General features: G+C 60.0%; 22 protein-coding genes and 4 tRNA genes. All 26 read right to left on the reverse strand.

The features are described 5' to 3' along the window. Nucleotides 1–10 precede the first annotated feature (10 nt). Nucleotides 11–343: a 50S ribosomal protein L22 gene (rplV, locus tag ACZYGA_RS15655; RefSeq protein WP_043334859.1), complete on the reverse strand. Its 333-nt coding sequence runs from the start codon at nucleotides 341–343 to the stop codon at nucleotides 11–13. A 19-nt stretch (nucleotides 344–362) separates the two neighbouring features. Further along, nucleotides 363–638: a 30S ribosomal protein S19 gene (gene rpsS / locus ACZYGA_RS15660; protein WP_024950655.1), complete on the reverse strand. Its 276-nt coding sequence runs from the start codon at nucleotides 636–638 to the stop codon at nucleotides 363–365. Between the two features lie 22 nt (nucleotides 639–660). Beyond that, on the reverse strand, nucleotides 661–1,488 hold the full coding sequence (rplB, locus tag ACZYGA_RS15665) for a 50S ribosomal protein L2 (protein WP_043334862.1): 828 nt from the start codon (nucleotides 1,486–1,488) through the stop codon (nucleotides 661–663). A 16-nt stretch (nucleotides 1,489–1,504) separates the two neighbouring features. After that, on the reverse strand, nucleotides 1,505–1,801 hold the full coding sequence (gene rplW, locus ACZYGA_RS15670) for a 50S ribosomal protein L23 (protein ID WP_065392567.1): 297 nt from the start codon (nucleotides 1,799–1,801) through the stop codon (nucleotides 1,505–1,507). Beyond that, complete coding sequence (gene rplD, locus ACZYGA_RS15675) at nucleotides 1,798–2,403, reverse strand: 50S ribosomal protein L4 (protein WP_065392568.1); 606 nt, start codon at nucleotides 2,401–2,403, stop codon at nucleotides 1,798–1,800. The genes rplW and rplD overlap by 4 nt, the downstream gene beginning before the upstream one ends. A 13-nt stretch (nucleotides 2,404–2,416) precedes the next feature. Next, entirely contained in the window at nucleotides 2,417–3,055 is a 639-nt protein-coding gene (gene rplC, locus ACZYGA_RS15680; RefSeq protein ID WP_065392569.1) for a 50S ribosomal protein L3, read from the reverse strand. A 146-nt stretch (nucleotides 3,056–3,201) separates the two neighbouring features. Continuing rightward, on the reverse strand, nucleotides 3,202–3,513 hold the full coding sequence (gene rpsJ / locus ACZYGA_RS15685; protein ID WP_024950650.1) for a 30S ribosomal protein S10: 312 nt from the start codon (nucleotides 3,511–3,513) through the stop codon (nucleotides 3,202–3,204). Between the two features lie 147 nt (nucleotides 3,514–3,660). Next, a complete protein-coding gene (tuf, locus tag ACZYGA_RS15690) occupies nucleotides 3,661–4,854 on the reverse strand; it encodes an elongation factor Tu (RefSeq protein ID WP_065392570.1) in 1,194 nt (397 codons plus the stop codon). A gap of 29 nt (nucleotides 4,855–4,883) precedes the next feature. Further along, entirely contained in the window at nucleotides 4,884–7,001 is a 2,118-nt protein-coding gene (fusA, locus tag ACZYGA_RS15695; RefSeq protein ID WP_065392571.1) for an elongation factor G, read from the reverse strand. 18 nt (nucleotides 7,002–7,019) lie between these two features. Further along, complete coding sequence (rpsG, locus tag ACZYGA_RS15700; protein ID WP_043334878.1) at nucleotides 7,020–7,490, reverse strand: 30S ribosomal protein S7; 471 nt, start codon at nucleotides 7,488–7,490, stop codon at nucleotides 7,020–7,022. Nucleotides 7,491–7,591: 101 nt separating this feature from the next. Beyond that, complete coding sequence (gene rpsL / locus ACZYGA_RS15705; protein WP_077373348.1) at nucleotides 7,592–7,966, reverse strand: 30S ribosomal protein S12; 375 nt, start codon at nucleotides 7,964–7,966, stop codon at nucleotides 7,592–7,594. A 137-nt stretch (nucleotides 7,967–8,103) separates the two neighbouring features. Continuing rightward, entirely contained in the window at nucleotides 8,104–12,345 is a 4,242-nt protein-coding gene (gene rpoC, locus ACZYGA_RS15710) for a DNA-directed RNA polymerase subunit beta' (protein WP_077373345.1), read from the reverse strand. A gap of 88 nt (nucleotides 12,346–12,433) precedes the next feature. Then, a complete protein-coding gene (gene rpoB, locus ACZYGA_RS15715) occupies nucleotides 12,434–16,510 on the reverse strand; it encodes a DNA-directed RNA polymerase subunit beta (RefSeq protein ID WP_077373342.1) in 4,077 nt (1,358 codons plus the stop codon). 206 nt (nucleotides 16,511–16,716) lie between these two features. Then, nucleotides 16,717–17,085, reverse strand: a complete 369-nt coding sequence (gene rplL / locus ACZYGA_RS15720; protein WP_043334886.1) for a 50S ribosomal protein L7/L12 — start codon at nucleotides 17,083–17,085, stop codon at nucleotides 16,717–16,719. A 92-nt stretch (nucleotides 17,086–17,177) separates the two neighbouring features. After that, nucleotides 17,178–17,687, reverse strand: coding sequence for a 50S ribosomal protein L10 (gene rplJ, locus ACZYGA_RS15725; RefSeq protein WP_065392618.1), 510 nt, complete (start codon nucleotides 17,685–17,687; stop codon nucleotides 17,178–17,180). Nucleotides 17,688–17,948: 261 nt separating this feature from the next. Further along, a complete protein-coding gene (gene rplA, locus ACZYGA_RS15730; RefSeq protein ID WP_065392620.1) occupies nucleotides 17,949–18,641 on the reverse strand; it encodes a 50S ribosomal protein L1 in 693 nt (230 codons plus the stop codon). 2 nt (nucleotides 18,642–18,643) lie between these two features. After that, nucleotides 18,644–19,075 (reverse strand): 50S ribosomal protein L11, encoded by a 432-nt coding sequence (rplK, locus tag ACZYGA_RS15735; protein WP_043334893.1) that lies wholly within the window; start codon nucleotides 19,073–19,075, stop codon nucleotides 18,644–18,646. Between the two features lie 117 nt (nucleotides 19,076–19,192). Further along, on the reverse strand, nucleotides 19,193–19,726 hold the full coding sequence (gene nusG, locus ACZYGA_RS15740) for a transcription termination/antitermination protein NusG (RefSeq protein ID WP_065392619.1): 534 nt from the start codon (nucleotides 19,724–19,726) through the stop codon (nucleotides 19,193–19,195). 10 nt (nucleotides 19,727–19,736) lie between these two features. Beyond that, complete coding sequence (secE, locus tag ACZYGA_RS15745; RefSeq protein WP_043334897.1) at nucleotides 19,737–20,105, reverse strand: preprotein translocase subunit SecE; 369 nt, start codon at nucleotides 20,103–20,105, stop codon at nucleotides 19,737–19,739. Nucleotides 20,106–20,182: 77 nt separating this feature from the next. Continuing rightward, nucleotides 20,183–20,258, reverse strand: a tRNA-Trp gene (locus ACZYGA_RS15750). Between the two features lie 163 nt (nucleotides 20,259–20,421). Beyond that, a tRNA-Thr gene (locus ACZYGA_RS15755) sits at nucleotides 20,422–20,496 on the reverse strand. 35 nt (nucleotides 20,497–20,531) lie between these two features. Next, nucleotides 20,532–20,605, reverse strand: a tRNA-Gly gene (locus ACZYGA_RS15760). A gap of 46 nt (nucleotides 20,606–20,651) precedes the next feature. Then, nucleotides 20,652–20,735 (reverse strand) — tRNA-Tyr (locus ACZYGA_RS15765). 111 nt (nucleotides 20,736–20,846) lie between these two features. After that, nucleotides 20,847–21,686, reverse strand: coding sequence for a type III pantothenate kinase (locus ACZYGA_RS15770; RefSeq protein ID WP_077373339.1), 840 nt, complete (start codon nucleotides 21,684–21,686; stop codon nucleotides 20,847–20,849). Then, nucleotides 21,683–22,663 carry a biotin--[acetyl-CoA-carboxylase] ligase gene (locus ACZYGA_RS15775; RefSeq protein WP_077373336.1) on the reverse strand — a complete coding sequence of 327 codons (981 nt, stop codon included), beginning with the start codon at nucleotides 22,661–22,663 and terminating at the stop codon, nucleotides 21,683–21,685. The genes ACZYGA_RS15770 and ACZYGA_RS15775 overlap by 4 nt, the downstream gene beginning before the upstream one ends. Nucleotides 22,664–22,754: 91 nt before the next feature. Beyond that, nucleotides 22,755–25,640: a DUF2339 domain-containing protein gene (locus ACZYGA_RS15780; RefSeq protein WP_479399539.1), complete on the reverse strand. Its 2,886-nt coding sequence runs from the start codon at nucleotides 25,638–25,640 to the stop codon at nucleotides 22,755–22,757. Nucleotides 25,641–26,167: the final 527 nt, after the last annotated feature.

The following is a 26,167-nucleotide window of genomic DNA, read 5'->3' on the forward strand; positions in this document are numbered from 1 at the left end:
TGGTCGTCTCCTACTTCTCGGCTACCTTGACGGTGATATGACAAGTGCGCTTCAAGATGCGATCCGCACGGCCTTTGGCACGTGGCTGGATGCGCTTGAGCGTCATGCCCTCGTCGACACAGATAGTCGAGACGCGAAGCTCGTCAATGTCCATGCCGTTGTTTTCTTCCGCATTCGCGATCGCGGACTGCAGAACCTTGCGAACAATCTTCGCGGCCTTCTTCGGTGAGAAAGCGAGCAGATTCAGCGCCTCGGCGACCGGCTTACCGCGCACCTGGTCAGCCACCAAACGGGCCTTCTGGGCGGATAAACGAGCGCCGCGCAGCTTAGCAGCTACTTCCATCTCTTAAATCCTCTCTGGCTTACCGTTTGGCTTTTTTATCTGCAGCGTGCCCGCGGTATGTGCGGGTGGCAGCAAACTCGCCGAGCTTGTGACCGACCATTTCCTCAGAAACGAGAACCGGGACATGCTGGCGACCGTTATGGACGGCAATGGTGAGCCCGACCATGTTCGGCAGGATCATGGAACGACGCGACCAGGTCTTGATCGGTTTGCGGTCGTTCTTTTCCACTGCTGTCTCAACCTTCTTCAGCAGATGAAGGTCAATAAATGGACCTTTCTTCAGTGAACGTGGCACAGCCGTTACCTCTCAATATCTGTTACTTGGCCTTGCGGCGACGGACGATAAGCTTATCGGTGCGCTTGTTCTTGCGAGTCTTGTGACCCTTGGTCGGGACGCCCCACGGGCTGACCGGGTGACGGCCACCAGAGGTACGACCTTCACCACCACCATGCGGGTGATCGACAGGGTTCATCGCGACACCGCGAACGGTCGGGCGCACGCCTCTCCAACGCTTAGCACCGGCCTTGCCCAGTTGACGGAGGCTGTGCTCGGAGTTGCCCACTTCGCCGAGTGTTGCACGGCATTCGGACAGCACCTTACGCATCTCGCCAGAGCGCAGACGCAGCGTGGTGTAGTTACCGTCACGTGCCACGACCTGGGCACTGGTACCTGCACTACGAGCGATCTGAGCGCCCTTGCCCGGCTTCAGCTCTACACAGTGAACGGTGGAACCCACCGGGACATTGCGCAGCGGCAGAGCGTTGCCTTTCTTGATCGGTGCGTTGACACCGGACTCGAGACGGTCGCCAGCAGAGACACCTTTCGGTGCAATGATGTAGCGACGTTCGCCATCGAGGTACTTCACCAGCGCGATGTTCGCGCTACGGTTCGGATCGTATTCCAGGCGCTCGACGATGGCCGGAATGCCATCCTTGTTGCGCTTGAAGTCGACCAGACGGTAATGGTGACGATGACCACCGCCGATGTGGCGAGTAGTGATGCGACCATTATTGTTACGACCACCGGACTTTGACTGCTTTTCAAGCAGCGGAGCGTACGCGCGACCTTTGAAAAGTTCGTCATTGACGACTTTTACCAGGTGGCGGCGACCGGCGGAGGTAGGTTTTGTCTTAACAATTGCCATGTTCCGTACTCCTGCCTTACTCGGCGCCAGAGAAGTCTTCGATGGTCTCGCCGGCGGCCAGAGTTACATAGGCCTTGCGATAACCAGCGCGACGACCAACACCGCGAGCGGTGCGCTTGGTCTTGCCTTTCATGTTCAGAACCTGAACACGATCGACTTTCTTGCCAAACAGCTCTTCGACGGCTTTCTTGATTTCGGGCTTTGTCGCGTCGCTGGCAACCTTGAACACGTACTGGTTGTTCTCGGCAGCGACCGCGGCCTTCTCGGTCATGTGAGGACCAAGCAGGACCTTGAATACGCGTTCCTGATTCATCCCAGGTTCTCCTCGAACTTGCGCAGGGCAGCGACAGTCATCAGCACCTTGTCGTAACCGACGAGGCTGACCGGGTCAGCGCCAGCGACATTGACGACGTCAACATACGGGATGTTGCGCGCAGCCAGGTACAGATTGACGTCCTGCTCTTCTGTGACGATCAGCGCTTTCTCAAGGCCCAGTTCCTGGAGCTTGGCGATCAGCAGCTTGGTCTTCGGAGCATCGACAGTGATTGCGTCGACCGCGACCAGGCGATCCTGACGGACCAGCTCGGACAGGATGGAACGCATGGCAGCGCGATACATCTTGCGGTTGACCTTGTGCGAGTGGTCCTGCGGACGCGCTGCAAAGGTCACACCGCCAGAACGCCACAGCGGGGAACGGATGGTACCGGCACGAGCGCGGCCAGTACCTTTCTGACGCCACGGCTTCTTGCCACCGCCGGACACGTCAGAACGGGTCTTCTGAGCCACGGTACCCTGACGCGCACCAGCCAGATAGGCGGTGACGACCTGGTGAACCAGAGCCTCGTTGAAGTCCTTACCAAAGGTAGCATCGGAGACGTCTACTGCGCCGCCTGCACCTGCAAGATTAAGATTCATCGGTTAATTCCCCTCAGCGAGCTTTCACAGCGGAACGCACGATCACTTCGCCGCCCGGAGCACCTGGAACGGCACCCTTGACCAACAGAAGATTGCGCTCAGCGTCGACGCGGACCACTTCCAGGCTCTGGACGGTGGAACGGACGTTGCCCATCTGGCCAGCCATCTTCTTACCTTTGAAGACGCGGCCCGGGGTCTGACAGTTACCGATGGAACCCGGCGCGCGGTGCGACAGTGAGTTACCGTGGGTAGCGTCTTGGGTGCGGAAGTTCCAGCGCTTAACTGCGCCCTGGAAACCTTTACCCTTGGAGGTGCCAGTCACGTCAATCTTCTGACCAGCTTCAAAGAGGGATACGGTGAGTTCGCCGCCCACTGCAGGAGCTTCATCGCCTTCTTCCAGGCGGAACTCCATCAGGGAACGACCAGCCTCAACACCCGCCTTGGCATACTGACCAGCAGTTGCCTTGGTGAGGTGCTTGGCCTTGCGGGAACCAGTTGTCACCTGAATCGCATTGTAGCCATCAGTCTCGACGGACTTGATGGTCACGATGCGGTTCGGCTCAACTTCAATCACGGTAACCGGCACGGATGCGCCAGCTTCGGTGAAGACGCGGGTCATCCCGGCCTTCTTACCGACTAAACCGATAGACATGTTCAGTCTCCTTTAGTGTACGGGGCTGTCACCCGCTATGGCTGCCCTTTCCAGAGCATTCCACTAGCACATTGTATGACGCCATCCCGGCGTGGCGGCTGCTGCTCCATCATTGAGAGCGCTGGGCCGCAGTGACTAGTGAGGTATCAGTCAACCTTGATCTGGACGTCCACACCGGCGGCCAGGTCAAGCTTCATCAGCGCGTCGACAGTCTTCTCTGTCGGCTCGACGATGTCGAGAACGCGCTTGTGGGTACGAATCTCATACTGGTCACGCGCGTCCTTGTTGACGTGCGGAGAGACCAGGATGGTGTAACGCTCGCGACGGGTCGGCAGCGGGATCGGGCCACGAACCTGAGCACCGGTACGCTTTGCAGTTTCAACAATCTCTGCAGAGGACTGGTCGATCAGACGGTGGTCGAATGCTTTCAACCGGATGCGAATCTTCTGGTTTTGCATTGCCCAAAACTCCAATGGATGTCGACGGCGTAGGCCGTCACCCACGCATTCAAAGGATGCGCATTATAGGCAGACTGACATCAGGTGTCAAACATGCGAGAAAAGGGGGCCCAACAGGGCCCCCTTCTGTGTCAGGTAAGGAGAACCTTACTCGACAATCTTGGCCACGACGCCAGCGCCGACGGTACGACCGCCTTCACGGATAGCGAAGCGCAGACCATCTTCCATGGCGATCGGAGCGATCAGAGACACGACCATCTGGACGTTGTCGCCCGGCATGACCATCTCGACGCCTTCCGGCAGCTCACAGGTACCAGTGATGTCAGTGGTACGGAAGTAGAACTGCGGACGATAGCCCTTGAAGAACGGAGTGTGACGACCGCCTTCTTCCTTGGACAGAACGTAGACTTCTGCTTCGAACTTGGTGTGCGGCTTGATGGAGCCCGGCTTGGCCAGAACCTGGCCACGCTCGACGTCATCACGCTTGGTGCCACGCAGCAGAGCGCCGACGTTCTCACCAGCACGACCTTCGTCCAACAGCTTGCGGAACATCTCGACACCGGTAACGGTAGTCTTGGTGGTGTCACGCACGCCAATGATCTCGATCTCTTCGCCAGTCTTGACCAGACCACGCTCGATGCGGCCAGTCACGACGGTACCACGGCCAGAGATGGAGAAGACGTCTTCGATCGGCATCAGGAACGGCTGGTCGATAGCACGCTCCGGCTCCGGGATGTACGCATCCAGGGCCTTGATCAGGTTGGCAACGGCGGTAGTACCCATGCCGTTGTCGTCCTTGCCTTCCAGAGCCATCAGAGCAGAACCGATGACGATCGGAGTGTCGTCACCCGGGAAGTCGTACTCGCTCAGGAGTTCGCGCACTTCCATCTCGACCAGCTCGAGCAGTTCTTCGTCATCGACCATGTCAGCCTTGTTCAGGAAGACAACGATGAACGGAACGCCGACCTGACGGGACAGCAGGATGTGCTCGCGAGTCTGCGGCATGGGGCCGTCAGCTGCGGAACAGACCAGGATAGCGCCGTCCATCTGGGCAGCACCGGTGATCATGTTCTTGACGTAGTCAGCGTGACCCGGGCAGTCGACGTGCGCGTAGTGACGCACTTCGGACTGGTATTCCACGTGAGCGGTGGAGATGGTGATACCACGCTCACGCTCTTCCGGGGCGTTATCGATGGAGTCAAACGCACGCGCGTCACCACCGAAAACTTCTGCAGAGACACGAGTCAGTGCCGCAGTCAGAGTGGTCTTGCCGTGATCGACGTGACCAATGGTGCCGACGTTGACGTGCGGCTTCGAACGCTCAAATTTTTCCTTAGCCACTGCTATAACCTCTTTCGTTAGCTAATCGGTTACTTCTGGTTGATGACGGCTTCGACGATGCTGTTCGGCGCTTCGTCGTATTTCGCAAACTCCATGGAGTAGCTTGCGCGGCCCTGGGTCTGTGAGCGCAGGTCGGTCGCATAACCGAACATCTCACCCAGCGGCACCAGTGCATTGATGATCTTGCCAGTGGAAGAATCATCCATGCCCTGAACGAGGCCACGACGACGGTTCAGGTCGCCCATGACGTCACCCATGAAATCTTCAGGCGTGACGACTTCGACTTTCATGAGCGGCTCAAGCAGCACTGCACCCGCTTTCGGGGCACCGGCCTTGATCGCCATGGAAGAGGCAACCTTGAACGCGGTCTCGTTGGAGTCGACGTCGTGGTAGGAACCATCGAACAGCGTGACCTTGACGTCGATCATCGGATAACCGGCGATGACACCATTCTTGAGCTGCTCAGCGGCACCCTTCTCGACGGCCGGCACGTATTCCTTCGGAACCGCACCACCGACGATCTCGGACTCGAACTTGAAGGTCATTTCTTCGTCGTCGCCCTTGTCCTCTGCAGTCAGAGGCTCAATGCGAAGCCAGACGTGACCGAACTGACCACGACCACCGGACTGACGAACGAACTTGCCTTCCTGCTCGACCTTGGTGCGGATGGTCTCACGGTAAGCCACCTGCGGCTTGCCGATGTTCGCCTCGACATTGAACTCGCGACGCATGCGGTCAACGAGGATGTCCAGGTGAAGCTCACCCATACCGGAGATGATGGTCTGACCAGACTCTTCGTCGGTCTCGACGCGGAAGGACGGATCTTCCTGGGCCAGCTTGCCCAGTGCGACACCCATCTTTTCTTGGTCGGCCTTGGACTTCGGCTCGACGGCGACGGAGATGACCGGCTCAGGGAATTCCATGCGCTCAAGCACGATCTTGTTGTCCGGATCACACAGGGTATCCCCGGTGGTCACGTCTTTCAGACCGATACATGCGGCGATATCGCCAGCATAGACTTCCTTGATCTCCTCACGAGAGTTGGAGTGCATCTGGACGATACGACCGACACGCTCCTTCTTGCTCTTGACGGAGTTGAAGACGCCATCGCCAGACTTCAGCACGCCCGAGTAGACGCGGATGAAGGTCAGGGTACCCACGAACGGGTCGGTCGCGATCTTGAACGCCAGCGCCGCGAACGGAGCCTTATCGTCAGCTTCGCGGGTCTCGATGGTACCGTCCTTGTCGTCAAGCTCACCTTCGATGGCCTTGACTTCAAGCGGAGACGGCATGTATTCGATGACCGCATCCAGAACCGCCTGGACACCCTTGTTCTTGAAGGCAGAACCACAGGTCACGAGGCAGATTTCGTTGGCCAGGGTACGCTGACGCAGCGCAGCCTTGACTTCTTCCTCGGTCAGGTCGCCTTCTTCAAGGTACTTGTCCATCAGTTCTTCGGACGCTTCAGCAGCAGACTCGAGCATGTGCTCACGCCATTCGGCAGCTGTGTCTTGCAGCTCAGCCGGAATGTCGATCAGCTCATAGTTCATGCCGTGATTGTCTTCGTCCCAGACGATCGCCTTCATCTTGATCAGGTCGATGACGCCCTTGAACTCGTCTTCCGCGCCCCAGTTGATCTGGATCGGCACGGCGTTCGCGCCCAGGCGCTTGCGCACCTGTTCGACGACCATGAAGAAGTCCGCGCCAGCGCGGTCCATCTTGTTGACGAAGATCATGCGCGGAACTTCGTAACGGTTGGCCTGACGCCAGACAGTCTCTGTCTGCGGCTGGACACCGGAAGAACCACACAGCACCACGACCGCGCCATCGAGAACACGCAGTGAACGCTCGACTTCAACAGTGAAGTCAACGTGCCCCGGAGTATCGATGATGTTGATACGGTGCTCGTCGAACTGCTTGTTCATGCCCTGCCAGAAGCAGGTGGTCGCCGCAGAGGTGATCGTGATGCCACGTTCCTGTTCCTGCTCCATCCAGTCCATGGTGGCAGCACCATCGTGGACTTCGCCGACCTTGTGGGACAGGCCGGTGTAGAACAGGACGCGCTCGGTAGTGGTAGTCTTACCGGCGTCGACGTGGGCACAGATACCGATGTTGCGGTAACGCTTAAGTGGAGTCTTGCGTGCCACGGTGAGTATCCCCGTTGTTTAGAAGCGGTAGTGGGAGAAGGCCTTGTTGGCTTCTGCCATGCGGTGCACGTCTTCACGCTTCTTCACAGCAGAACCCTTGCCTTCAGCGGCATCCAGGATCTCGCCAGAGAGGCGCTGCACCATGGTCTTTTCGCCGCGCTTGCGTGCAGCGTCCACCAGCCAACGCATGGCCAGTGCCTGGCGACGGGACGGACGAACTTCGACCGGCACCTGGTAGGTAGCACCACCGACACGACGGGACTTCACCTCAACCATCGGCTGGATGGCTTCCAACGCCTTGTCGAAGAGATCCAGCGGCTCATCATTGGAGCGTTCGGCAACACGGTCGAGGGCACCGTAAACGATGCGCTCGGCTGCAGACTTCTTGCCGCTGATCATCAGGTGGTTCATGAACTTGGCCAGGCGCTCGCTTCCGAACTTCGGATCCGGCAGGATTTCGCGCTTAGCTGCTACACGTCTTCTAGGCATGATAAGCCCTCAGTAGAAGGGTCCTTCAGGTAAACCCGGGATGCCTCGCGATGGACGCGACACCCGACCTTACTCTTATCAGACCGATATTAAACTTTGAATTACGCCTTCGGACGCTTGGCGCCGTACTTGGAACGGCCCTGCTTACGGTTCTGCACGCCAGAGGTATCCAGTGCACCACGAACGGTGTGGTAACGGACACCCGGCAAATCCTTCACACGACCGCCACGGATCAGAACAACAGAGTGTTCCTGAAGGTTGTGACCTTCACCGCCGATGTAGGAAGAGACTTCGAAGCCGTTGGTCAGGCGAACACGGCAGACCTTACGGAGTGCGGAGTTCGGCTTCTTCGGGGTAGTGGTGTATACGCGAGTACACACGCCACGCTTCTGCGGGCATGCCTGCAGCGCAGGGACGTCACTCTTGGACGCCTGACGCTTGCGCGGCTTGCGCACGAGCTGGTTTACGGTTGCCATTTGCTTGCTCCAATGGGTTGTACTGCCTTCCAACAATCGGACAGGATGCACCTGCCCTACTGTTAAAGGCTGCATATTCTAGGGCTTGGGCCACAAGGGCGTCAACCCCGCCGTCAGCGACGGCGGGGCTCAAGACCTCAGAGGTCGTCGTCGTCCGCGTCGAGAGCGGTCAGCTGGGCACCCAGCTCCTGCTCGACGTCCTGTGCCGACGGGGCCGGTGCGAGCGGCAGGCCATCACGACGGCGGCGACGCTCATCGTGATAAGCCAGGCCAGTACCCGCCGGGATCAGGCGACCCACCACGACGTTCTCCTTCAGACCACGGAGATAATCGCGCTTGCCGGTGACAGAGGCTTCGGTCAGAACTCGTGTGGTCTCCTGGAAGGAGGCCGCCGAGATGAACGATTCTGTCGCCAGGCTCGCCTTGGTGATACCGAGCAGGATGCGGTCGAACTTGGCCGGGAACTTGCCTTCGGCCTCGAGACGCATGTTCTCTTCGACGACACGGGCGTATTCCACCTGGTCGCCGGTGATGAAGCTGGAATCGCCGGAATCGGTGATCTCCACCTTGCGCAGCATCTGACGCACGATGACTTCGATGTGCTTGTCGTTGATGCCGACACCCTGGAGGCGATAGACCTCCTGGACTTCGGTGGTGATGTACTTGGTCATTTCCGCGACGCCGAGCAGACGCAGGATATCGTGCGGATTGCTCGGGCCATCGGAGATGACCTCACCCTTCTCGACCGTTTCCCCTTCGAAGACGCTGATCTGGCGCCATTTCGGGATCAACAGCTCGAACGGGTCACCTTCGGCCGGCGTGATGGTCAGGCGACGCTTGCCCTTGGTTTCCTTGCCGAAGGTCACGGTACCGGAGATCTCGGCCAGGATGGCCGGTTCCTTCGGACGACGTGCTTCGAACAGGTCGGCAACGCGCGGCAGACCACCGGTGATGTCCTTGTTACCGGACGCTTCCATCGGGATACGTGCGATGACGTCACCCACACCGACGGCTGCGCCATTCTCGGCGGACACGACGGCATTGCCCGGCAGCAGGTACTGGACCGGCGTGTTGGAGCCCGGCAGTGTCACGTGCTTGCCACTGGAATCCACCAGCATGATCATCGGACGCTTGTCACGTGCCGCGGACGGACGTGAGGCGCTCTCGATGACTTCGATGGAGGACAGGCCTGTCATCTCGTCGGTGGTACGGTTGATGGTCTGACCATCTTCCATGTCCGTGAACTGCACCTGACCCGCCACTTCGGCGACGATCGGGTGAGTGTGCGGATCCCACTTGGCGACGGACTGACCGGACTCGACCTTGTCACCGTCACGTACGGACAGCTCGGCACCATACGGCAGCTTGTAGAACTCACGCTCACGACCGTGATCGTCAGCGACAGCCAGCGCACTGGAACGCGAGACGACGATTAGCTTGCCATCCGCGCGCTCGACCGACTTGATGTTGTGCAGACGCACGTGGCCGCCGTGCTTGACCTGGACGCTATCCACGGCAGAAGCACGCGAGGCGGCACCACCGATGTGGAAGGTACGCATGGTCAGCTGGGTACCCGGCTCACCGATGGACTGTGCCGCGATGACACCGATGGCTTCACCGACGTTGACCTGATGGCCACGCGCCAGATCACGGCCATAACAGGCCGAGCAGACACCGTGCACGGTTTCACAGCCGATGGTGGTACGCACGATGATCTCATCGACGCCCATGGTATCGAGCTGTGCACACCAGGCTTCATCCAGCAGGGTGCCGCGTGCGATCAGGACCTCATCAGAGACCGGATCGACGACATCCTGTGCCACGACACGACCCAGCACACGCTGAGACAGCGGGACGATGATGTCACCGCCTTCGATGACCGGGTGCAGGATCAGACCTTCCTGAGTGCCACAATCCGCTTCGGTGATGACCAGATCCTGGGCAACATCGACCAGACGACGCGTCAGGTAACCGGAGTTGGCGGTCTTCAGTGCCGTATCCGCCAGACCCTTACGGGCACCGTGGGTGGAGATGAAGTACTGGAGTACGTTCAGACCTTCACGGAAGTTGGCGGTGATCGGCGTCTCGATGATCGAGCCATCCGGCTTGGCCATCAGGCCACGCATGCCGGCCAGCTGACGAATCTGGGCCGCGGAACCACGAGCACCGGAGTCAGCCATGATGAAGACGCTGTTGAACGACTCCTGCTCCATCGGCTTGCCGTCTTCGCCGTTGACCACTTCGCCCTTCCAGTTGACGACGGTCTCTTTCGAGATACCCGCCATCATCTCCTTGGCGACACGGTCGTTGGCACGCGCCCAGATATCGATGACCTTGTTGTACTTCTCGCCCGCGGTCACGAGACCGGAGGAGAACTGGTCTTCGATCTCTTTCACTTCGTCTTCGGCCGCGTCGATGATGACCTTCTTCGCGTCCGGAATGACGAAGTCGTTGACGCCGATGGAGGCGCCGGACCAGGTCGCGAGACGGAAGCCGGTGTACATCAGCTGGTCAGCGAAGATGACGGTGTCCTTCAGACCGACGCGACGGTACGCCTCGTTGATCAGACCGGAGATGGCTTTCTTCTTCATCACCTGGTTGATCAGCTCGAACGGCATGCCCTTCGGCAGAATGCGGAACAGCAATGCGCGACCGATGGTGGTGTCGTGCAGGGACGTCTTCTCGTACAGCTCGCCGGATTCTTCATCCTTGAGCGTCTCGGTCAGACGGACCTTGACCATCGCGTGCAGGTGAGCGCTGTGCGTGCCGAAGGCGCGCTCGACTTCACCCAGGTTCGCGAAGGCCATGCCCTCACCCTTGGCACCGATCTTCTCGCGGGTCATGTAGTACAGACCCAGCACGACGTCCTGGGACGGCACGATGATCGGCTCGCCGTTGGCCGGCGACAGCACGTTGTTGGTCGACATCATCAACGCACGCGCTTCCAGCTGGGCTTCCAGCGTCAGCGGTACGTGGACGGCCATCTGGTCACCATCGAAGTCGGCGTTGTACGCCGCGCAGACCAGCGGGTGCAGCTGGATGGCCTTGCCTTCGATCAGCAGCGGCTCGAACGCCTGGATACCCAGACGGTGCAGAGTCGGGGCACGGTTCAGCAGCACCGGGTGCTCGCGGATGACGTCGGCGAGGAAATCCCAGACTTCCGGGGCTTCACGCTCGACCATCTTCTTGGCGGCCTTGATGGTGCTGGCGTGACCGGAGGCCTGCAGCTTGGCGTAGATGAACGGCTTGAACAGCTCAAGCGCCATCTTCTTCGGCAGACCACACTGGTGCAGACGCAGGGTCGGGCCGACGGTGATGACGGAACGACCGGAGTAGTCGACACGCTTGCCCAGCAGGTTCTGACGGAAACGACCCTGCTTGCCCTTGATCATGTCGGCCAGTGACTTCAGCGGACGCTTGTTGGAACCGGTGATGGCGCGACCGCGACGACCGTTGTCGAGCAGAGCATCCACGGATTCCTGAAGCATGCGCTTCTCGTTGCGCACGATGATGTCCGGCGCATTGAGGTCGAGCAGACGCTTGAGGCGGTTGTTGCGGTTGATCACGCGGCGATACAGATCGTTCAGATCCGAGGTCGCGAAGCGGCCGCCGTCCAGCGGTACCAGCGGACGCAGGTCCGGCGGCAGCACTGGCAGCACTTCCATGATCATCCAACCCGGCTTGTTGCCGGAATAGTAGAAGGCTTCCAGCAGCTTGAGGCGCTTGGACAGCTTCTTGATCTTGGTCTCGGAGTTGGTCTGCGGAATCTCTTCACGCAGGCGCTCGACCTCTTCTTCCAGCTCGATATCCTCGAGCAGCGCCTTGATGGCCTCGGCACCCATGCGGGCATCGAAGTCATCGCCGAATTCTTCCAGCGCCTCGAAGTACTGCTCATCATTGAGCAGATGACCCTTCTCGAGGGTCGTCATGCCCGGATCGATGACCACGAAGCTTTCGAAGTACAGCACACGCTCGATATCACGCAGAGTCATGTCGAGCAGCATGCCGATACGGGACGGCAGCGACTTCAGGAACCAGATGTGCGCGACCGGGCTGGCCAGTTCGATGTGAGCCATACGCTCACGACGCACTGCCGCCTTGGTCACTTCAACGCCACACTTCTCACAGATGATGCCGCGATGCTTCATCCGCTTATACTTGCCACACAGGCACTCGTAGTCCTTCACCGGGCCAAAGATCTTGGCACAGAAAAGACCATCACGTTCCGGCTTGAATGTCCGGTAGTTGATGGTTTCAGGCTTCTTCACTTCACCAAAAGACCACGAGCGAATCATGTCCGGAGACGCCAGGGTAATCTTGATGGCGTCGAATTCTTCGGACTGCGCCTGCGATTTGAGAACTTTCACCAAATCTTTCATGGGTCGCTCCGTTGCGGAGTTGTCATGGGCAAAGCCTGGCTGCTGACACCAGGCTTTGCGGACCGTCAATACTTGTGGCTTTTCGGCGTCAGCCTTCCAGCTCCATGTCGATACCCAGCGAGCGGATTTCCTTCACCAGCACGTTGAAGGATTCGGGCATGCCCGCCTGCATGGTGTGATCGCCATCTACGATGCTCTTGTACATCTTGGTACGGCCTTCCACGTCATCGGACTTGACCGTGAGCATCTCCTGGAGGGTGTAGGCAGCGCCGTACGCCTCGAGGGCCCAGACCTCCATCTCACCGAAGCGCTGACCACCAAACTGCGCCTTACCACCCAGCGGCTGCTGCGTGACGAGGGAGTAGGAGCCGGTCGAACGCGCATGCATCTTGTCATCCACCAGGTGGTTGAGCTTGAGCATGTACATGTAACCGACGGTCACCTTGCGATCGAACTTCTCGCCGGTGCGGCCATCGTAGAGGTCCATCTGTCCGGAATCGGGGATACCGGCCAGCGTGAGCAACTGCTTGATCTCGTGTTCCTTGGCACCATCGAAGACCGGCGTCGCCATCGGCACGCCCTTCTTCAGGTTGTGCGCCATGGTGATGATCTCGTCATCACTGAGCACGGAGAGGTCTTCCTGGCGGCCACCGACGGTGTTGTACACCTTGTCGAGGAACTCGCGGATCTGCTTGACCTGCTCGGCACGCTCTTCGCGCAGCATGTGCTCGATCTTCACGCCCAGACCACGCGCGGCCATGCCGAGGTGGGTCTCGAGGATCTGACCGACGTTCATGCGCGACGGAACACCCAGCGGGTTCAGCACGACATCTACCGGCTCGCCGTAACCATCGAACGGCATGTCTTCCACCGGCATGATCGCGGAGATGACACCCTTGTTACCGTGACGACCGGCCATCTTGTCACCCGGCTGGATACGGCGCTTCACGGCGACGTATACCTTGACGATCTTGAGCACGCCCGGCGCCAGATCATCGCCCTGGGTGAGCTTGCGCTTCTTGTCTTCGAAGCGCTCGTCCATCTCGCGACGACGGATCTCGAGCTGCTCATCGGCCTGGGCCAGCAGCTCGTTGAGAGATTCGTCCTGCAGACGCAGCTTGAACCACTCCTGACGCGGCAGGGCCTCGAGGTAGTCATCGGTCAGCACGTCGCCCTTCTTGAGCTTCGGACCACCGTTGACCGCCTGACCGACCAGGTTGCGCTGCAGACGCTCGAAGGTCGCCTCTTCCGCGATGCGGTAGGTTTCCTGCAGGTCCTTGCGGACCTCGGCCAGCTGCATCTGCTCGATGGAGAGCGCACGCTGATCCTTCTCGACGCCGTCACGGGTGAAGACCTGAACGTCGATGACGGTGGCCTTCATACCGGTCGGGGCACGCAGAGAGGTGTCCTTCACGTCGGACGCCTTCTCGCCGAAGATGGCACGCAGCAGCTTCTCTTCCGGCGTCAGCTGGGTCTCGCCCTTTGGCGTGACCTTGCCGACCAGGATGTCGCCCGGATTCAGCTCGGCACCGATGTAGACGACACCGGACTCATCCAGCTTGGAGAGTGCGGACTCGCCGACGTTCGGGATATCGGACGTGATTTCTTCCGGCCCGAGCTTGGTGTCACGCGCGACACAGGTCAGTTCCTGGATGTGGATGGTGGTGAAGCGATCTTCTTGCACCACACGCTCCGAGAACAGGATGGAGTCCTCGAAGTTGAAGCCGTTCCAGGGCATGAACGCCAGACGCATGTTCTGACCCAGTGCCAGATCCCCCATGTCGACGGACGGGCCGTCGGCCAGGATATCGCCGATGGCGACTTCGTCGCCCGGGCGCACGATCGGACGCTGGTTCTGACAGGTGTTCTGGTTCGAGCGGACGTACTTGGTCAGGTTGTAGATATCAACGCCGGCTTCACCGCCGATGATCTCTTCTTCCCGCACACGCACGACGATACGCTTGGCATCGACGGAGTCGATGACGCCGCCACGACGTGCCACGGCGCAGACGCCGGAGTCACGCGCCACGAAGCGCTCCATGCCGGTACCGACCAGCGGCTTGTCAGCCTTCAGGGTCGGAACGGCCTGACGCTGCATGTTCGCACCCATCAGGGCGCGGTTGGCATCATCGTGCTCGAGGAACGGGATCAATGCCGCAGCGACGGAGACGACCTGACGCGGAGACACGTCCATCATGGTGACCTTTTCCGGCGCCATGAAGGTAGTCTCGCCACGGTGACGCACCTGAACCAGGTCGTCGACCAGACGGTTGTTCTCGTCGACGGTCGCGGAGGCCTGGGCGATGATGAAATCGCCTTCCTCGATCGCGGACAGATCGACGACGTCGTCGGTGACCTGACAATCCACGACCTTGCGGTACGGCGTCTCGAGGAAGCCATAGCTATTGGTCTTGGAGTAGGTCGCCAGGGAGTTGATCAGACCGATGTTCGGGCCTTCCGGCGTCTCGATCGGGCACAGACGGCCGTAGTGCGTGGCGTGAACGTCACGAACTTCGAAGCCGGCGCGCTCACGGGTCAGACCACCCGGACCAAGCGCGGAGACACGGCGCTTGTGCGTCACTTCGGACAGCGGGTTGTTCTGATCCATGAACTGGGAGAGCTGGCTGGAACCGAAGAATTCCTTCACCGCCGCCGCAACCGGCTTGGCGTTGATGAGATCCTGCGGCATCAGGCCTTCGCTCTCGGCCATGGAGAGACGCTCCTTGACCGCACGCTCGACACGGACCAGACCGACACGGAACTGGTTTTCCGCCATTTCGCCCACAGAGCGAATACGACGGTTGCCCAAGTGGTCGATGTCATCGACATCGCCATTGCCGTTACGGATGCTGATCAGTTCCTGCATGACGGTCAGGATATCGTCCTGATCGAGCACGCCGCTGCCGGTATCGCTTTCGCGACGCAGGCGACGGTTGAACTTCATGCGACCCACGCCCGACAGGTCGTAGCGGTCTTCGCTGAAGAACAGGTTCTGGAACAGTGATTCTGCCGCGTCCTTGGTGGGCGGCTCACCCGGACGCATCATGCGGTAGATCTCGACCAGTGCCTCGAGCTGGTTACGCGTAGTATCCAGCTTCAATGTGTCAGACACGAACGGACCGCAATCCAGATCGTTGGTGTAGATGACCTCGAACTGGGTGATCTTGGCCTGGGCCATCTTCTCCAGCAGTTCCGGGGTGATCTCGCTGTTGCATTCGCACACCAGCTCACCGGTGGCCGGATCGATCTGATCCTTGGCCAGCACCTTGCCGTAGAGGTACTCCATCGGCACTTCGAGACGCTCAAGGCCGGAGTTTTCCATCTGACGGACGTGCTTCTGGGTGATGCGACGACCTTCTTCCACGATCACGCTGCCATCGGCATCCTTGATGTCGAAGGCGGCAGTCTCGCCACGCAGGCGTGACGGCACCAGCTCAACGGAGAAGCCGCTGCGCTCGATGTGGTACATGGTGGTATCGAAGAAGGTACCGAGGATCTCTTCGCTGGTCATGCCCATGGCACGCAGCAGCACGGAGGCCGGCAGCTTGCGACGACGGTCGATACGGACGTAGACGTTGTCCTTCGGGTCAAACTCGAAGTCCAGCCAGGAACCGCGGTAAGGAATCACACGTGCGGAGTACAGCAACTTGCCGGACGAGTGGCTCTTGCCCTTGTCGTGATCGAAGAACACACCCGGCGAGCGATGCAGCTGAGACACGATGACACGTTCAGTACCATTGATGACGAAGGTACCGTTCTCTGTCATCAGGGGGATTTCCCCCATGTAGACTTCCTGCTCCTTGATGTCCTTGATCGCCTTGTTGGACGATTCCTTGTCGTAGATCATCAGGCGCACTTTCACGCGCAGCGGTGCAGAGTAGGTCACTCCGCGCAGCTGACATTCCTTTACGTCGAACGCCGGCGTACCGAAACGGTAGCTGACATACTCGAGCGCTGCGTTGCCAGAGAAACTGGCAATCGGGAACACGGACTTGAAGGCAGCGTGAAGGCCGACTTCCAGGCGCTGTTCTGGCGCCCTGTCCTGCTGGAGAAAGTCGTGGTAGGAATCAAGCTGGATGGCCAGCAGGTAAGGCACATCCATCACTTGGGGCAGTTTGCCAAAATCCTTGCGGATGCGTTTTTTCTCAGTGTATGAGTAAGCCATCTGTATTCCCCAGCTTGTTCACCTTGGGTGACCGATGCGTGGTCGGCTCATACCTGATGGCGCGGCGATGTCCATCAGGCGCGGACGGCAAGCCTCCCTTGCGGGCTGGCTCGCCGTCATAATTCGTCTTGCAACAGAAAAAGGCTGGTGGCGGAGTCCGCCACCAGCCAGGAAGCTTACGCAGCGTGCGTAGCCTGGAACACGAGTTACTTGAGTTCCACGGACGCGCCAGCTTCTTCCAGCTTCTTCTTCGCTTCTTCAGCGTCTTCCTTGCTCACGCCTTCTTTCAGGGTGGCCGGAGCGCCGTCAACAGCTGCCTTGGCTTCTTTCAGGCCCAGGCCAGTCAGTTCGCGAACAGCCTTGATGACGTTGACTTTCTTGTCACCAGCAGCAGTCAGAACGATGTCGAACTCGGTCTGTTCTTCAGCGGCTTCACCTGCAGCGGCCGGGCCAGCAACGACGGCGGCAGCGGCAGAAACGCCGAACTTCTCTTCCATTGCTTCGATCAGCTCAGCCACTTCCATGACGGTCATGTCAGCGACGGCGTTGATGATGTCTTCTTTGGTCAGTGCCATTTTAGCAATCCTAAACTTTGCGGAGCAAAGATGCTCGGTCAAACGGAAATCGATTCAGGCTGCACGAGACAGCCAGGAGGAAGAAGCGACGCTTACGCGGCGGCTTCGGCTTCCTGCTTCTGATCGCGCAGTGCTGCGATAGTACGGACCAGCTTGCCTGCAGAAGCTTCCTTCATGACAGACAGCAGCTTGGACAGTGCTTCGTCGCGGGTCGGCAGAGATGCCAGACGGTCGATGTTGGCCGCCGGGATGAACTCGCCTTCGTAGGCCAGTGCCTTGACTTCGAATGCCTCGACCTTCTTGGCAAATTCCTTGAACAGACGAGCGCCAGCGCCCGGGTGTTCCATGGAGAATGCAAGCAGGGTCGGGCCGACGAAGGACTCGTTCAGCACCTCATAAGAGGTACCGGACAGCGCACGGCGAGCCAGGGTGTTGCGAACAACACGCAGCTGGACGCCCGCTTCGCGGCACTGCTTGCGCAATTCGGTCATTGCGCCAACAGTTACACCACGAGAGTCGGCAGCGACTACGGAGAGAGCACCCTTGGCGGTTTCGCTGACCTCAGCAACAATTGCCTTCTTGTCTTCGAGACCTAAAGCCACGGTGTTGACTCCATTTCGTGCCGGGGAACGAATTCCCCAGTGGTTTACCATCTCTCTCACCTGAACTGCGCGGGAGAGTCTTGGAGGATGGCTGCCACCAGCGAGGCTGGGACACCATCTGCGCAGGCTGCGCGCGATGCAGGCATCACGTCGCGATTAAGCCAGCCCTGCCACCGAAGCGACAAGGCTGGCACCTGCGGTCTTTGACGGCGCCCCGCGGCTGAGCACGGGGACCGCAAAGTGAAACATTCTGTGACTGCCTTACGCGTACTTGGCGTGATCGACGGTCAGACCCGGGCCCATGGTGCTGGACAGGGTGATCTTCTTCAGGTAGATACCTTTGGAAGTGCTCGGCTTCAGCTTCTTCACTTCGGCGACCAGGGCGTCGATGTTACCCTGAATCGCGTCTGCACTGAAGTCGATCTTGCCGATACCGGCGTGAATGATGCCGTTCTTGTCAGTACGGAAACGCACCTGACCTGCCTTGGCATTCTTCACGGCAGTCGCGACGTCCGGCGTCACGGTACCGACTTTCGGGTTCGGCATCAGGCCGCGCGGGCCGAGGATCTGACCCAGCTGACCGACGACGCGCATGGCGTCCGGAGAAGCGATGACGACGTCGAAGTCCATCACGCCTTTCTTGACCTGCTCAGCCAGATCGTCCATGCCGACGACGTCTGCACCGGCTTCCTTCGCTGCTTCAGCGTTGGCGCCCTGGGTGAAGACAGCGACACGCACGTCGTTACCGGTGCCGTTCGGCATGACGGTAGCGCCGCGAACGACCTGGTCGGATTTACGCGGATCGACACCCAGGTTCAGAGAGACTTCAACAGTCTCCTTGAACTTGACGGTGGACAGCTCGGACAGCAGGGCGACAGCTTCTTCGACGCTGTAGACCTTGCCGGATTCGACTTTTGCGTTGATCGCCTGGGCGCGCTTTGAAATCTTGGCCATGATCAAAGACCCTCCACGTTCAGGCCCATGCTACGGGCAGTACCGGCGATGGTGCGAACAGCAGCGTCCAGATTGGAAGCTGTCAGATCCGGTTCCTTGGTGGTCGCGATCTCTTCGAGCTGAGCGCGAGTCACGGTACCGACCTTCTTCTTGTTCGGCTCGCCAGAACCGGACTTCAGACCAGCAGCCTTCAGCAGCAGGACGGCGGCAGGCGGCGTCTTGGTGACGAAGGTGAAGCTGCGGTCGGAATACACGGTGATGACCACAGGAGTCGGGAGGCCCGGCTCGACGTTCTGGGTAGCGGCGTTGAACGCTTTACAGAACTCCATGATGTTGACACCGTGCTGACCGAGGGCAGGACCCACGGGCGGGCTCGGGTTAGCTTTACCGGCTGCGACCTGCAGCTTGATGTAAGCCTGTACTTTCTTGGCCATGATAGGACTCCATTTTGGGTGGTAGCGCCTTGCGGCTCCCCGTGAAACCGGGCCGCCTCAGGCGACCCGTCGTGTTGCCGTGATGCTCGTATCCAGACAGGAAAGGTGATCCAGAGATCAGTCCTTCTCGACCTGCGAGAACTCGAGCTCCACTGGCGTAGCACGCCCGAAGATCAGCACGCTGACCTGCAGACGGCTCTTTTCGTAATTCACTTCTTCGACGACGCCATTGAAATCGGCGAAAGGACCGTCGGTGACGCGCACTGTCTCGCCCGGCTCGAAGAGAGTCTTCGGACGCGGCTTGTCAGTACCGTCCTGAACGCGACGCAACATGGCGTCGGCTTCTTTCTGGGTGATCGCAGCCGGCTTCTCCGGCGTGCCACCGATGAACCCCATGACGCGCGGGGTTTCATTCACCAGGTGCCAGGACTGATCATTCATGTCCATCTCGACCAGCACGTAGCCTGGATAGAACTTGCGCTCACTCTTGCGGCGCTTGCCGTCACGCATCTCGACGATTTCTTCCACAGGCACCAGGATCTCACCGAAGTGTTCTTCCATGGCATACAGCTTCACACGCTCATTCAGGGAGCGCATGACCTGCTTTTCGAAACCGGAATAGGCGTGTATGACATACCAACGCTTGGACATGGAAACTCCGTTAACTGACGATGCCGGACATCAGCCAGCCGAGGGTGGTATCGATGAGCCATAGCAACAGGCCCACGATAAGCACGGCACCCAGCACGATGGCAGTTGTCTGGACAGTTTCCTGTCGGGTCGGCCAAACGACGCGCTGGATCTCGCGGCGCGCACTGCTTGCCAGCTCGACGACATCACGACCCTTGTTGGTCGTGATGGCCAGAGCAGCCGCTGCAACGCCAAGCACGACGACGCCAAGCACGCGATAAAGCAGCGCTTGGTCAGCAAAATAGGCGTTGCCAGCAACAGCCAGCACAAGAAGAATGACAACGACCGACCACTTGAATCCGTCGTGGCGCGCTTCCTGCACCTCGGCGTTCTGTTTCATCAAAGAGACTCCTCAAGGGTGCAGCGATCGCTAGAATCGAGAATCGGTAAGAAGTCGAATACCATCCTGGGGAAGGATGGCAGGCCAGGAGGGAATCGAACCCCCAACCTGCGGTTTTGGAGACCGCTGCTCTGCCAATTGAGCTACTGGCCTGTAACACTTGCGTGTTCCAGAGACTAAAAACAAGGCTGAATTAACAGCGGGCGCCATCATAGCTGAGACAACCCATACTGACAAGCCTTATCTTTGACCGCGACCTGGGAGGTCGTCGGAAACGAAAAAGACGAGCCAAACTGCGACTCGCCTTTCCGTTGTATGGAGCTCGTGGGCGGATTTGAACCGCCGACCTCACCCTTACCAAGGGTGTGCTCTACCCCTGAGCTACACGAGCAAAACCTTTGCGCAATCTCGTCAGACGAGATGAACTGGAGCGGGCAGCGGGAATCGAACCCGCGTCATCAGCTTGGAAGGCTGAGGTTCTACCATTAAACTATGCCCGCTTTCCAACTCTTGCTGCCCAGATGAACATGCCATCATGAGCGAATCTGGTGGTGGGGGAAGGATTCGAACCTTCGAAGCTTTCGCGGCAGATTTACAGTCTGCTCCCTTTGGCCACTCGGGAACCCCACCTCTTCTATGGCGACAAATCTTACGTCGCTTGGGATACGCTGTCAAGCGCTTGATTTCTTTTGACTTCAAGCACTTGAGGGAATGTATCTCCTCAGAACGGGGCGTAGTATGTCAAAGCATCTGGGTAAGTGCAAGCCCTGAGCGAAGTTTTTCCAGATCAGCAACGCGCGGCTGCTCCGGCGCGCCTGACAGGCGTCCGGCACGCTCCGCCGCTGTCAGCGGGAAAAGCGCCTCGAGACCGGCATAGACCATGTCCGGCCATAATGCATGAGGAACCCGCAGGCCTCTCGCTACCACGCGTGCATCCCCTCCTGTCAGCAACAGCGGCAGCGCGACCCCCTCACGATCACACACCTCGGCATACAACCGATTGACGGCACTGACCGCCGCCATGTAGATCCCGTGATTGACCGCCTCCACCGTATTGCGTCCCGGCGCCAGCAGGCTGTCCACCTCACTGTCCGGGTCGATGGCCACGTTGCGCGTCCCCAGCTTGAGGCTCTCCTTCATCAGGCGTAGCCCGGGAATGATATAGCCCCCGAGATGCTTCCCGCCCGGCAACACGAAGTCCACGGTAATGGCGCTTCCACAGTCCACACTGCAACATCCGCCGGTCAGATGATGCCCGGCAAGCGCACCAAGCCAGCGATCCACCCCCAATCGCTGCGGCTCTTCATACCCGCAGGTGACCCCCAGCGCCTCACGTGTCGAGCGTGCCACATGCACTGCCCCGACCTGCTTGCGCAGCAGCTCGACGGTCTCATCCAATACCTGCTTGCGCGCCACGCTGGAAATGCGCACTGCCGTGACGACGTCCAGATCGGGAATATCCTCCCCTGGACGCCACTCTTCACGTGTCCATACTGCGCCGCGTGAGCGGATCTCGCTGGAGACAGTGTCCTTGAGACGCCACTTGGACAAGGTGTTGCCGATATCAAGATCCAGAATCATGAGACAGCGCGCAGACTGATCTCGCCACCGGCGAGTGTGATGGTTTCGCCATTCATGCGCACCTCGAGATTTCCGTTGATATCCACACCTTCAGCGATGGCTTCCTCCCGCTTGTCGCCTCGCAGAATCACCACATCGCGCCCCTTGAACGCATTGCGCTCATTCCAGCGCTGCTGCCAGGCAGAGAACCCTTCAGCTTCGAACTCAGGCAACAGGGCCAGCAGCGACTCCATCAGGCGAGCCGCATAAGCGTTGCGTGAAGCGCCCGGGATGATGTCACGTACCGCCGCGACCGATTGCCCGATATCCTCGCGATGACTCGCCGGCAACTCGATGTTCAACCCGATACCGATCACGACATCACAAGGCCCGGAGACATCACCTGTCACCTCGACCAGAATGCCGGCAATCTTCGGCTGGTCCTTCTGTATCTGAAGCAGGACATCATTCGGCCACTTCAGGCGCGCAGGCAACCCATCCGCCTCCAGCACCTCGGCGACTGCCACGCCGATCGCCAGGCTCAAGCCTTCCAGTGACGCGGCACCTGACTCGAAGCGCCAACCAAGTGAGAAGACCAGGCTGCGGCCCCATGGCGTCTGCCACTCGCGACCACGACGACCCCGCCCGGCAGACTGCACCTCAGCCAGGCAGACCTCTGCATGACCCGCTCCCTGGCGAAAGCGCTCACGGATGAAGGTATTGGTGGAATCCAGCGATTCCTCGATGAACAGGCGCTTCAGATGCTTGCGAGTCTCGCGTGGCAGCGCTTCGATGATCCGCTGTCCATCAAGCAACTCGATAGGGTTGGCCAGTCGATAGCCCAACCCCTTCACAGCCTCAAGCGGGATATCAAGCGCCTCAAGTTTCTTGAGCTGCTTCCAGACCGCCGTACGCGACACCCCGAGCTCTTCGCCCAGGGCCTCTCCGGAGTGGTAGTCACCATCTCCGAGCAGGCGAATGAGATCACGGATGGTCATGCGGGGAGCGTCCCTGTGCAAAAGGGCACATTCTATCGGATTCATGGGCTTGCGAGCCAAGAACAACGACCAAAGTTCGGGGGCTTTTCACTCATTCCTGCTCCTCCCTTCGCGTACCGGCCCCTGCCAGGCGCTTGAACAACGCTGACAGCAGCATCAGCACGGTTCCAAGCCCGAGCCATGACCCCACTCGCCACAGGCCATCCAGAGTCGCCGTGTCCCAGAGTCCGACCTTGAGAATCGTCACGACCAACAGCCCCTGTCCGACGCGCTGCCAGTGCGGTTGCCCCATTCTGGCACCACCGATCACGAGACTCGCCGCAACGGCCAGCAAGGCGAGACTATAGGCATAAAGCTCCGCCTGCTCGACCCCGAGCCAGAGCCCGAGCGCGCCACCATGCCAGACATGGCGCAAGCTGAGCCCAATCCATAGCCCGACAGCCAGCAGACCCACCACCTCGCAGAGACGACGCAGCAAGGCAGCATGCTGCGAAAGACGCCATACCAGGGCGGCTCCCAGCGCCGGCAGCGCATAAGCGGGCAATAGCCAGTTCAACAATGGCCAGCGACCGACATCACCGTCCTGCCACAGCGGATTGAATGCCAGAACGATGCCGGCAAGCCAGATGATTCCTGCCAGGCCGCCCACGACGGAGGCCAGCAGGCGGTATAGCGCGACATTCGTCGCCGAACCACGCCCGCGCCAGGCATAGCCCGCCGCCACACCAGCGAGCGCCAACACCTGCAGGGAGAGTTCCGCCAGTGAAAGAGGGCCGGAGAAAGGCTGACCGTCTGTCAGCAGATAACGAATCTCCAGCACTGTCGTGGCGAGCGCAAGCTGAACCACGACCCCTTCCAGCCAGCGCTGGATAGACTTGCGGTGTCGCATGCCATGACTGCTGAGGGCGACACAGACAAGCACCGGCAGAAAGACCTGCAACGGCCAGTGACTGATGTCGTCATACGTGCCAGTGACGACACCCCAGGCCAGACGCAGGGCCAACCCCCAGGCAAGCAGGCGCGCCAACTCGGCAAACAGGGAGCGTCCGGCGCCATCCTCATCAGCCTGGAGTCGCCACCAACGCCACTCACACCCCGTCAACCCAAGCAGTTGCAATGCCAACGCCAGTGTCAGCGATGGACCGTCAAGCGCGATCACCAGCGCCAGCGCAATCCCGAATTGAGCGGGCAGCCACAGGCCGGCAGCCAGACGCACTCCTTCTCGCGAATGGAAACGGTTGGCGCCAATCCAACATACCAGCCCCCAGATCAAGGGTGGCATGGCGGTGTTCAGCCATGGGGCCGCTCCACCCTCCGCCTCGACAGGGATGGTGCCGTTCCAGACGGCCAGTCCCCACGCGACCAGCGGTACCAGAGTCGCCATGGCCCACCAGCAGGCAGACAGCATGTGCGCCTGCTTGGCAGGTGCCTGCGAGGCCTGCGGTTTCCAGCAGGCAAGGCCAACCAACCCGACACACAGCGCCATCGGCCCTGTCATCACCCAGATCCCGCTCGCCGTCAGTGGGCTCCATCTCCATGCCAACAACCAGAACGCTACCGCCCCCACCATCATCGACCAGCTAGCCGCCATGTGTCGTGCGGTCCATCCCGTGACCCACAGCAGCAGGACACTCGGCAACCAGTCACCGGGCGCGATGTCGTTGGCAGCCTCCAGTCCCCCAACATGGGGCAGCAACAGGCTCATGGCATTGACGGCCCCCAGCAGCAGACCCGCGATCCAATGACGCTGCACCCGCGGGGTGGCACGCCATGGCCACCAGGTCATGGCCTCCCCGGTGGCACTCACGCCACCCTGCGCGCCATCTGCCACCACCCGGCCTTCGGATCGTCCAGACTCGTCTCGCCAGGTATGGAGGTACGCAATAGCCAACAGGCACAACCAGAGACCCGCAAGTCCGCGCTCCAGCTCGCCCGAGACAGGTCGCAGGTCAACAGTTCCCGCCTCCAGGGGGAGCAGCGCCATCCACCATAGCAAGGCACCGCACAATCCCCCCCAATACAGCCAGTTCAGTCCGATCTTCCGGTGCAGAAGGCGGCATGCCAGGGCGATGCCCCCTAGATGCCCCAGCAGCATCAGGCTGGCGGCTCCTCCCAACTGTGCCTGAAGGGGCAAGGCAAGCGGGAGGGCGTAACCACCCAGCATGCCCAGCGCGGCCAGCCATGGGCCATGATGGCGGGCACGCTCCAGCGTCCACAGGCTCAGCAGAGCCAACAGCACGAAGGTGACGAGTGGAGAAGCCAACGACAGCAGGTAGTGACCGGCCAATAGACTTGCTGCGGTGACCAGACTTCCCGCACCGCTCACGGCTCCGGTCAAGCTGGGAGATTGCGTCGTGCGCCAACGTAGCCATTCAGCCAGCACGATCATGCCGATGCCGAAGCCCAGCCCCAGCGCCAGTCGCATGCCCGGCCCCAGCAGCCCCTGCTCAAGGGAGTAACCCACCAGCATCACGCCCGCCATGACCAGAGACAGGGCACCGACAAGTATCATCCAATGCTCGCGCATTACCGCGAAGCTCCGCGCCATGGGGGTGCCACCGGCGCGCTCCGTGCTGCCGGTCTCACGCCCCTCCCCCCTGGGCCTGCCAGACGCACCATGCAGCAAGCGTGTCCATAGCGACTCGAGTAGCTTCAAGGGAGCGGCACCCGCATCCGCATCCGCCTGATGAGAGGATGCCTCGTCAATAGGACTTCGGCTCGCTGCAGCCCTCTTCCCATCAGGTGACAAGTCCCCCTCGGCATCGTCATTCGCGGTAGAGCCATCACTCGACTTATCCACACCCTGGCGCCTTGAGGTGCTGTGCATAAGCTGTGGCCCGACCTCTCGCAGCTGTGCTTCCAGCTTGAGAACACGCTGCTCCAGCCCCTTGATCTTGAGCAGACTGAGCCAACCCGTCAGCGCCCCACCGATGACCAGAACCGCAAACACGGCACCGACCACGATCAACTCGTCCATTGCCTTCCCTGTCATCAAAGAGATATGCCTAGAGACTACGGCATTTTGATCGTCGGCTCATGCCACGAGGGGCAAAGCACCGTCTTTGCACAATCAAGGTCAACCCACGAAAAAGCCCGACTCCAGAAGGAATCGGGCTTCACGTCGAGGCGACAGGGACAGAACTCTCGTATGGATGACTCAGCGGGGTGCACGCCACCCCGATCTGCATATCACTTTCCTGCGCACCACTTTTTCCTACGCACAAAGAGAACCGCCCCTGCAGCTGGGCTGCAGGGGCGGTTCAGTATAAGTGCCTGACGAGCTTTTCATGACGGTCGTGGGGCGGCCATCCGTGGGGCGGCCGTCCGGGAGAAACGCTACCCTAGGGACGCGTGACCTTTTCTCATCGCGTGTTCCCAGCACGCCCGGCTCAGCACTCTTTACTCAGCGCAGCTTTTGTCTCGCACACGACTCTTGCCGAGCACGACTTTTTCTCACGCACAAAGAGAACCGCCCCTGCAGCTGGGCTGCAGGGGCGGTTCGGT

The organism is Cobetia sp. BL01 (assembly GCF_056493605.1).

What these genes read in the sequence shown, in the direction of transcription:
- rplV (WP_043334859.1), bottom strand. Translation starts at nt 343, where the DNA reads ATGGAAGTAGCTGCTAAGCTGCGCGGCGCTCGTTTATCCGCCCAGAAG.
- ACZYGA_RS15770 (WP_077373339.1), bottom strand. Translation starts at nt 21,686, where the DNA reads ATGATTCTGGATCTTGATATCGGCAACACCTTGTCCAAGTGGCGTCTC.
- secE (WP_043334897.1), bottom strand. Translation starts at nt 20,105, where the DNA reads ATGAAACAGAACGCCGAGGTGCAGGAAGCGCGCCACGACGGATTCAAG.
- rplB (WP_043334862.1), bottom strand. Translation starts at nt 1,488, where the DNA reads ATGGCAATTGTTAAGACAAAACCTACCTCCGCCGGTCGCCGCCACCTG.
- rpoC (WP_077373345.1), bottom strand. Translation starts at nt 12,345, where the DNA reads ATGAAAGATTTGGTGAAAGTTCTCAAATCGCAGGCGCAGTCCGAAGAA.
- rplA (WP_065392620.1), bottom strand. Translation starts at nt 18,641, where the DNA reads ATGGCCAAGATTTCAAAGCGCGCCCAGGCGATCAACGCAAAAGTCGAA.
- rplK (WP_043334893.1), bottom strand. Translation starts at nt 19,075, where the DNA reads ATGGCCAAGAAAGTACAGGCTTACATCAAGCTGCAGGTCGCAGCCGGT.
- nusG (WP_065392619.1), bottom strand. Translation starts at nt 19,726, where the DNA reads ATGTCCAAGCGTTGGTATGTCATACACGCCTATTCCGGTTTCGAAAAG.
- ACZYGA_RS15780 (WP_479399539.1), bottom strand. Translation starts at nt 25,640, where the DNA reads ATGGACGAGTTGATCGTGGTCGGTGCCGTGTTTGCGGTTCTGGTCATC.
- rplL (WP_043334886.1), bottom strand. Translation starts at nt 17,085, where the DNA reads ATGGCACTGACCAAAGAAGACATCATCAACGCCGTCGCTGACATGACC.
- ACZYGA_RS15775 (WP_077373336.1), bottom strand. Translation starts at nt 22,663, where the DNA reads ATGACCATCCGTGATCTCATTCGCCTGCTCGGAGATGGTGACTACCAC.
- rpoB (WP_077373342.1), bottom strand. Translation starts at nt 16,510, where the DNA reads ATGGCTTACTCATACACTGAGAAAAAACGCATCCGCAAGGATTTTGGC.
- rplW (WP_065392567.1), bottom strand. Translation starts at nt 1,801, where the DNA reads ATGAATCAGGAACGCGTATTCAAGGTCCTGCTTGGTCCTCACATGACC.
- rpsL (WP_077373348.1), bottom strand. Translation starts at nt 7,966, where the DNA reads ATGGCAACCGTAAACCAGCTCGTGCGCAAGCCGCGCAAGCGTCAGGCG.
- rplD (WP_065392568.1), bottom strand. Translation starts at nt 2,403, where the DNA reads ATGAATCTTAATCTTGCAGGTGCAGGCGGCGCAGTAGACGTCTCCGAT.
- rpsJ (WP_024950650.1), bottom strand. Translation starts at nt 3,513, where the DNA reads ATGCAAAACCAGAAGATTCGCATCCGGTTGAAAGCATTCGACCACCGT.
- rpsG (WP_043334878.1), bottom strand. Translation starts at nt 7,490, where the DNA reads ATGCCTAGAAGACGTGTAGCAGCTAAGCGCGAAATCCTGCCGGATCCG.
- rplC (WP_065392569.1), bottom strand. Translation starts at nt 3,055, where the DNA reads ATGTCTATCGGTTTAGTCGGTAAGAAGGCCGGGATGACCCGCGTCTTC.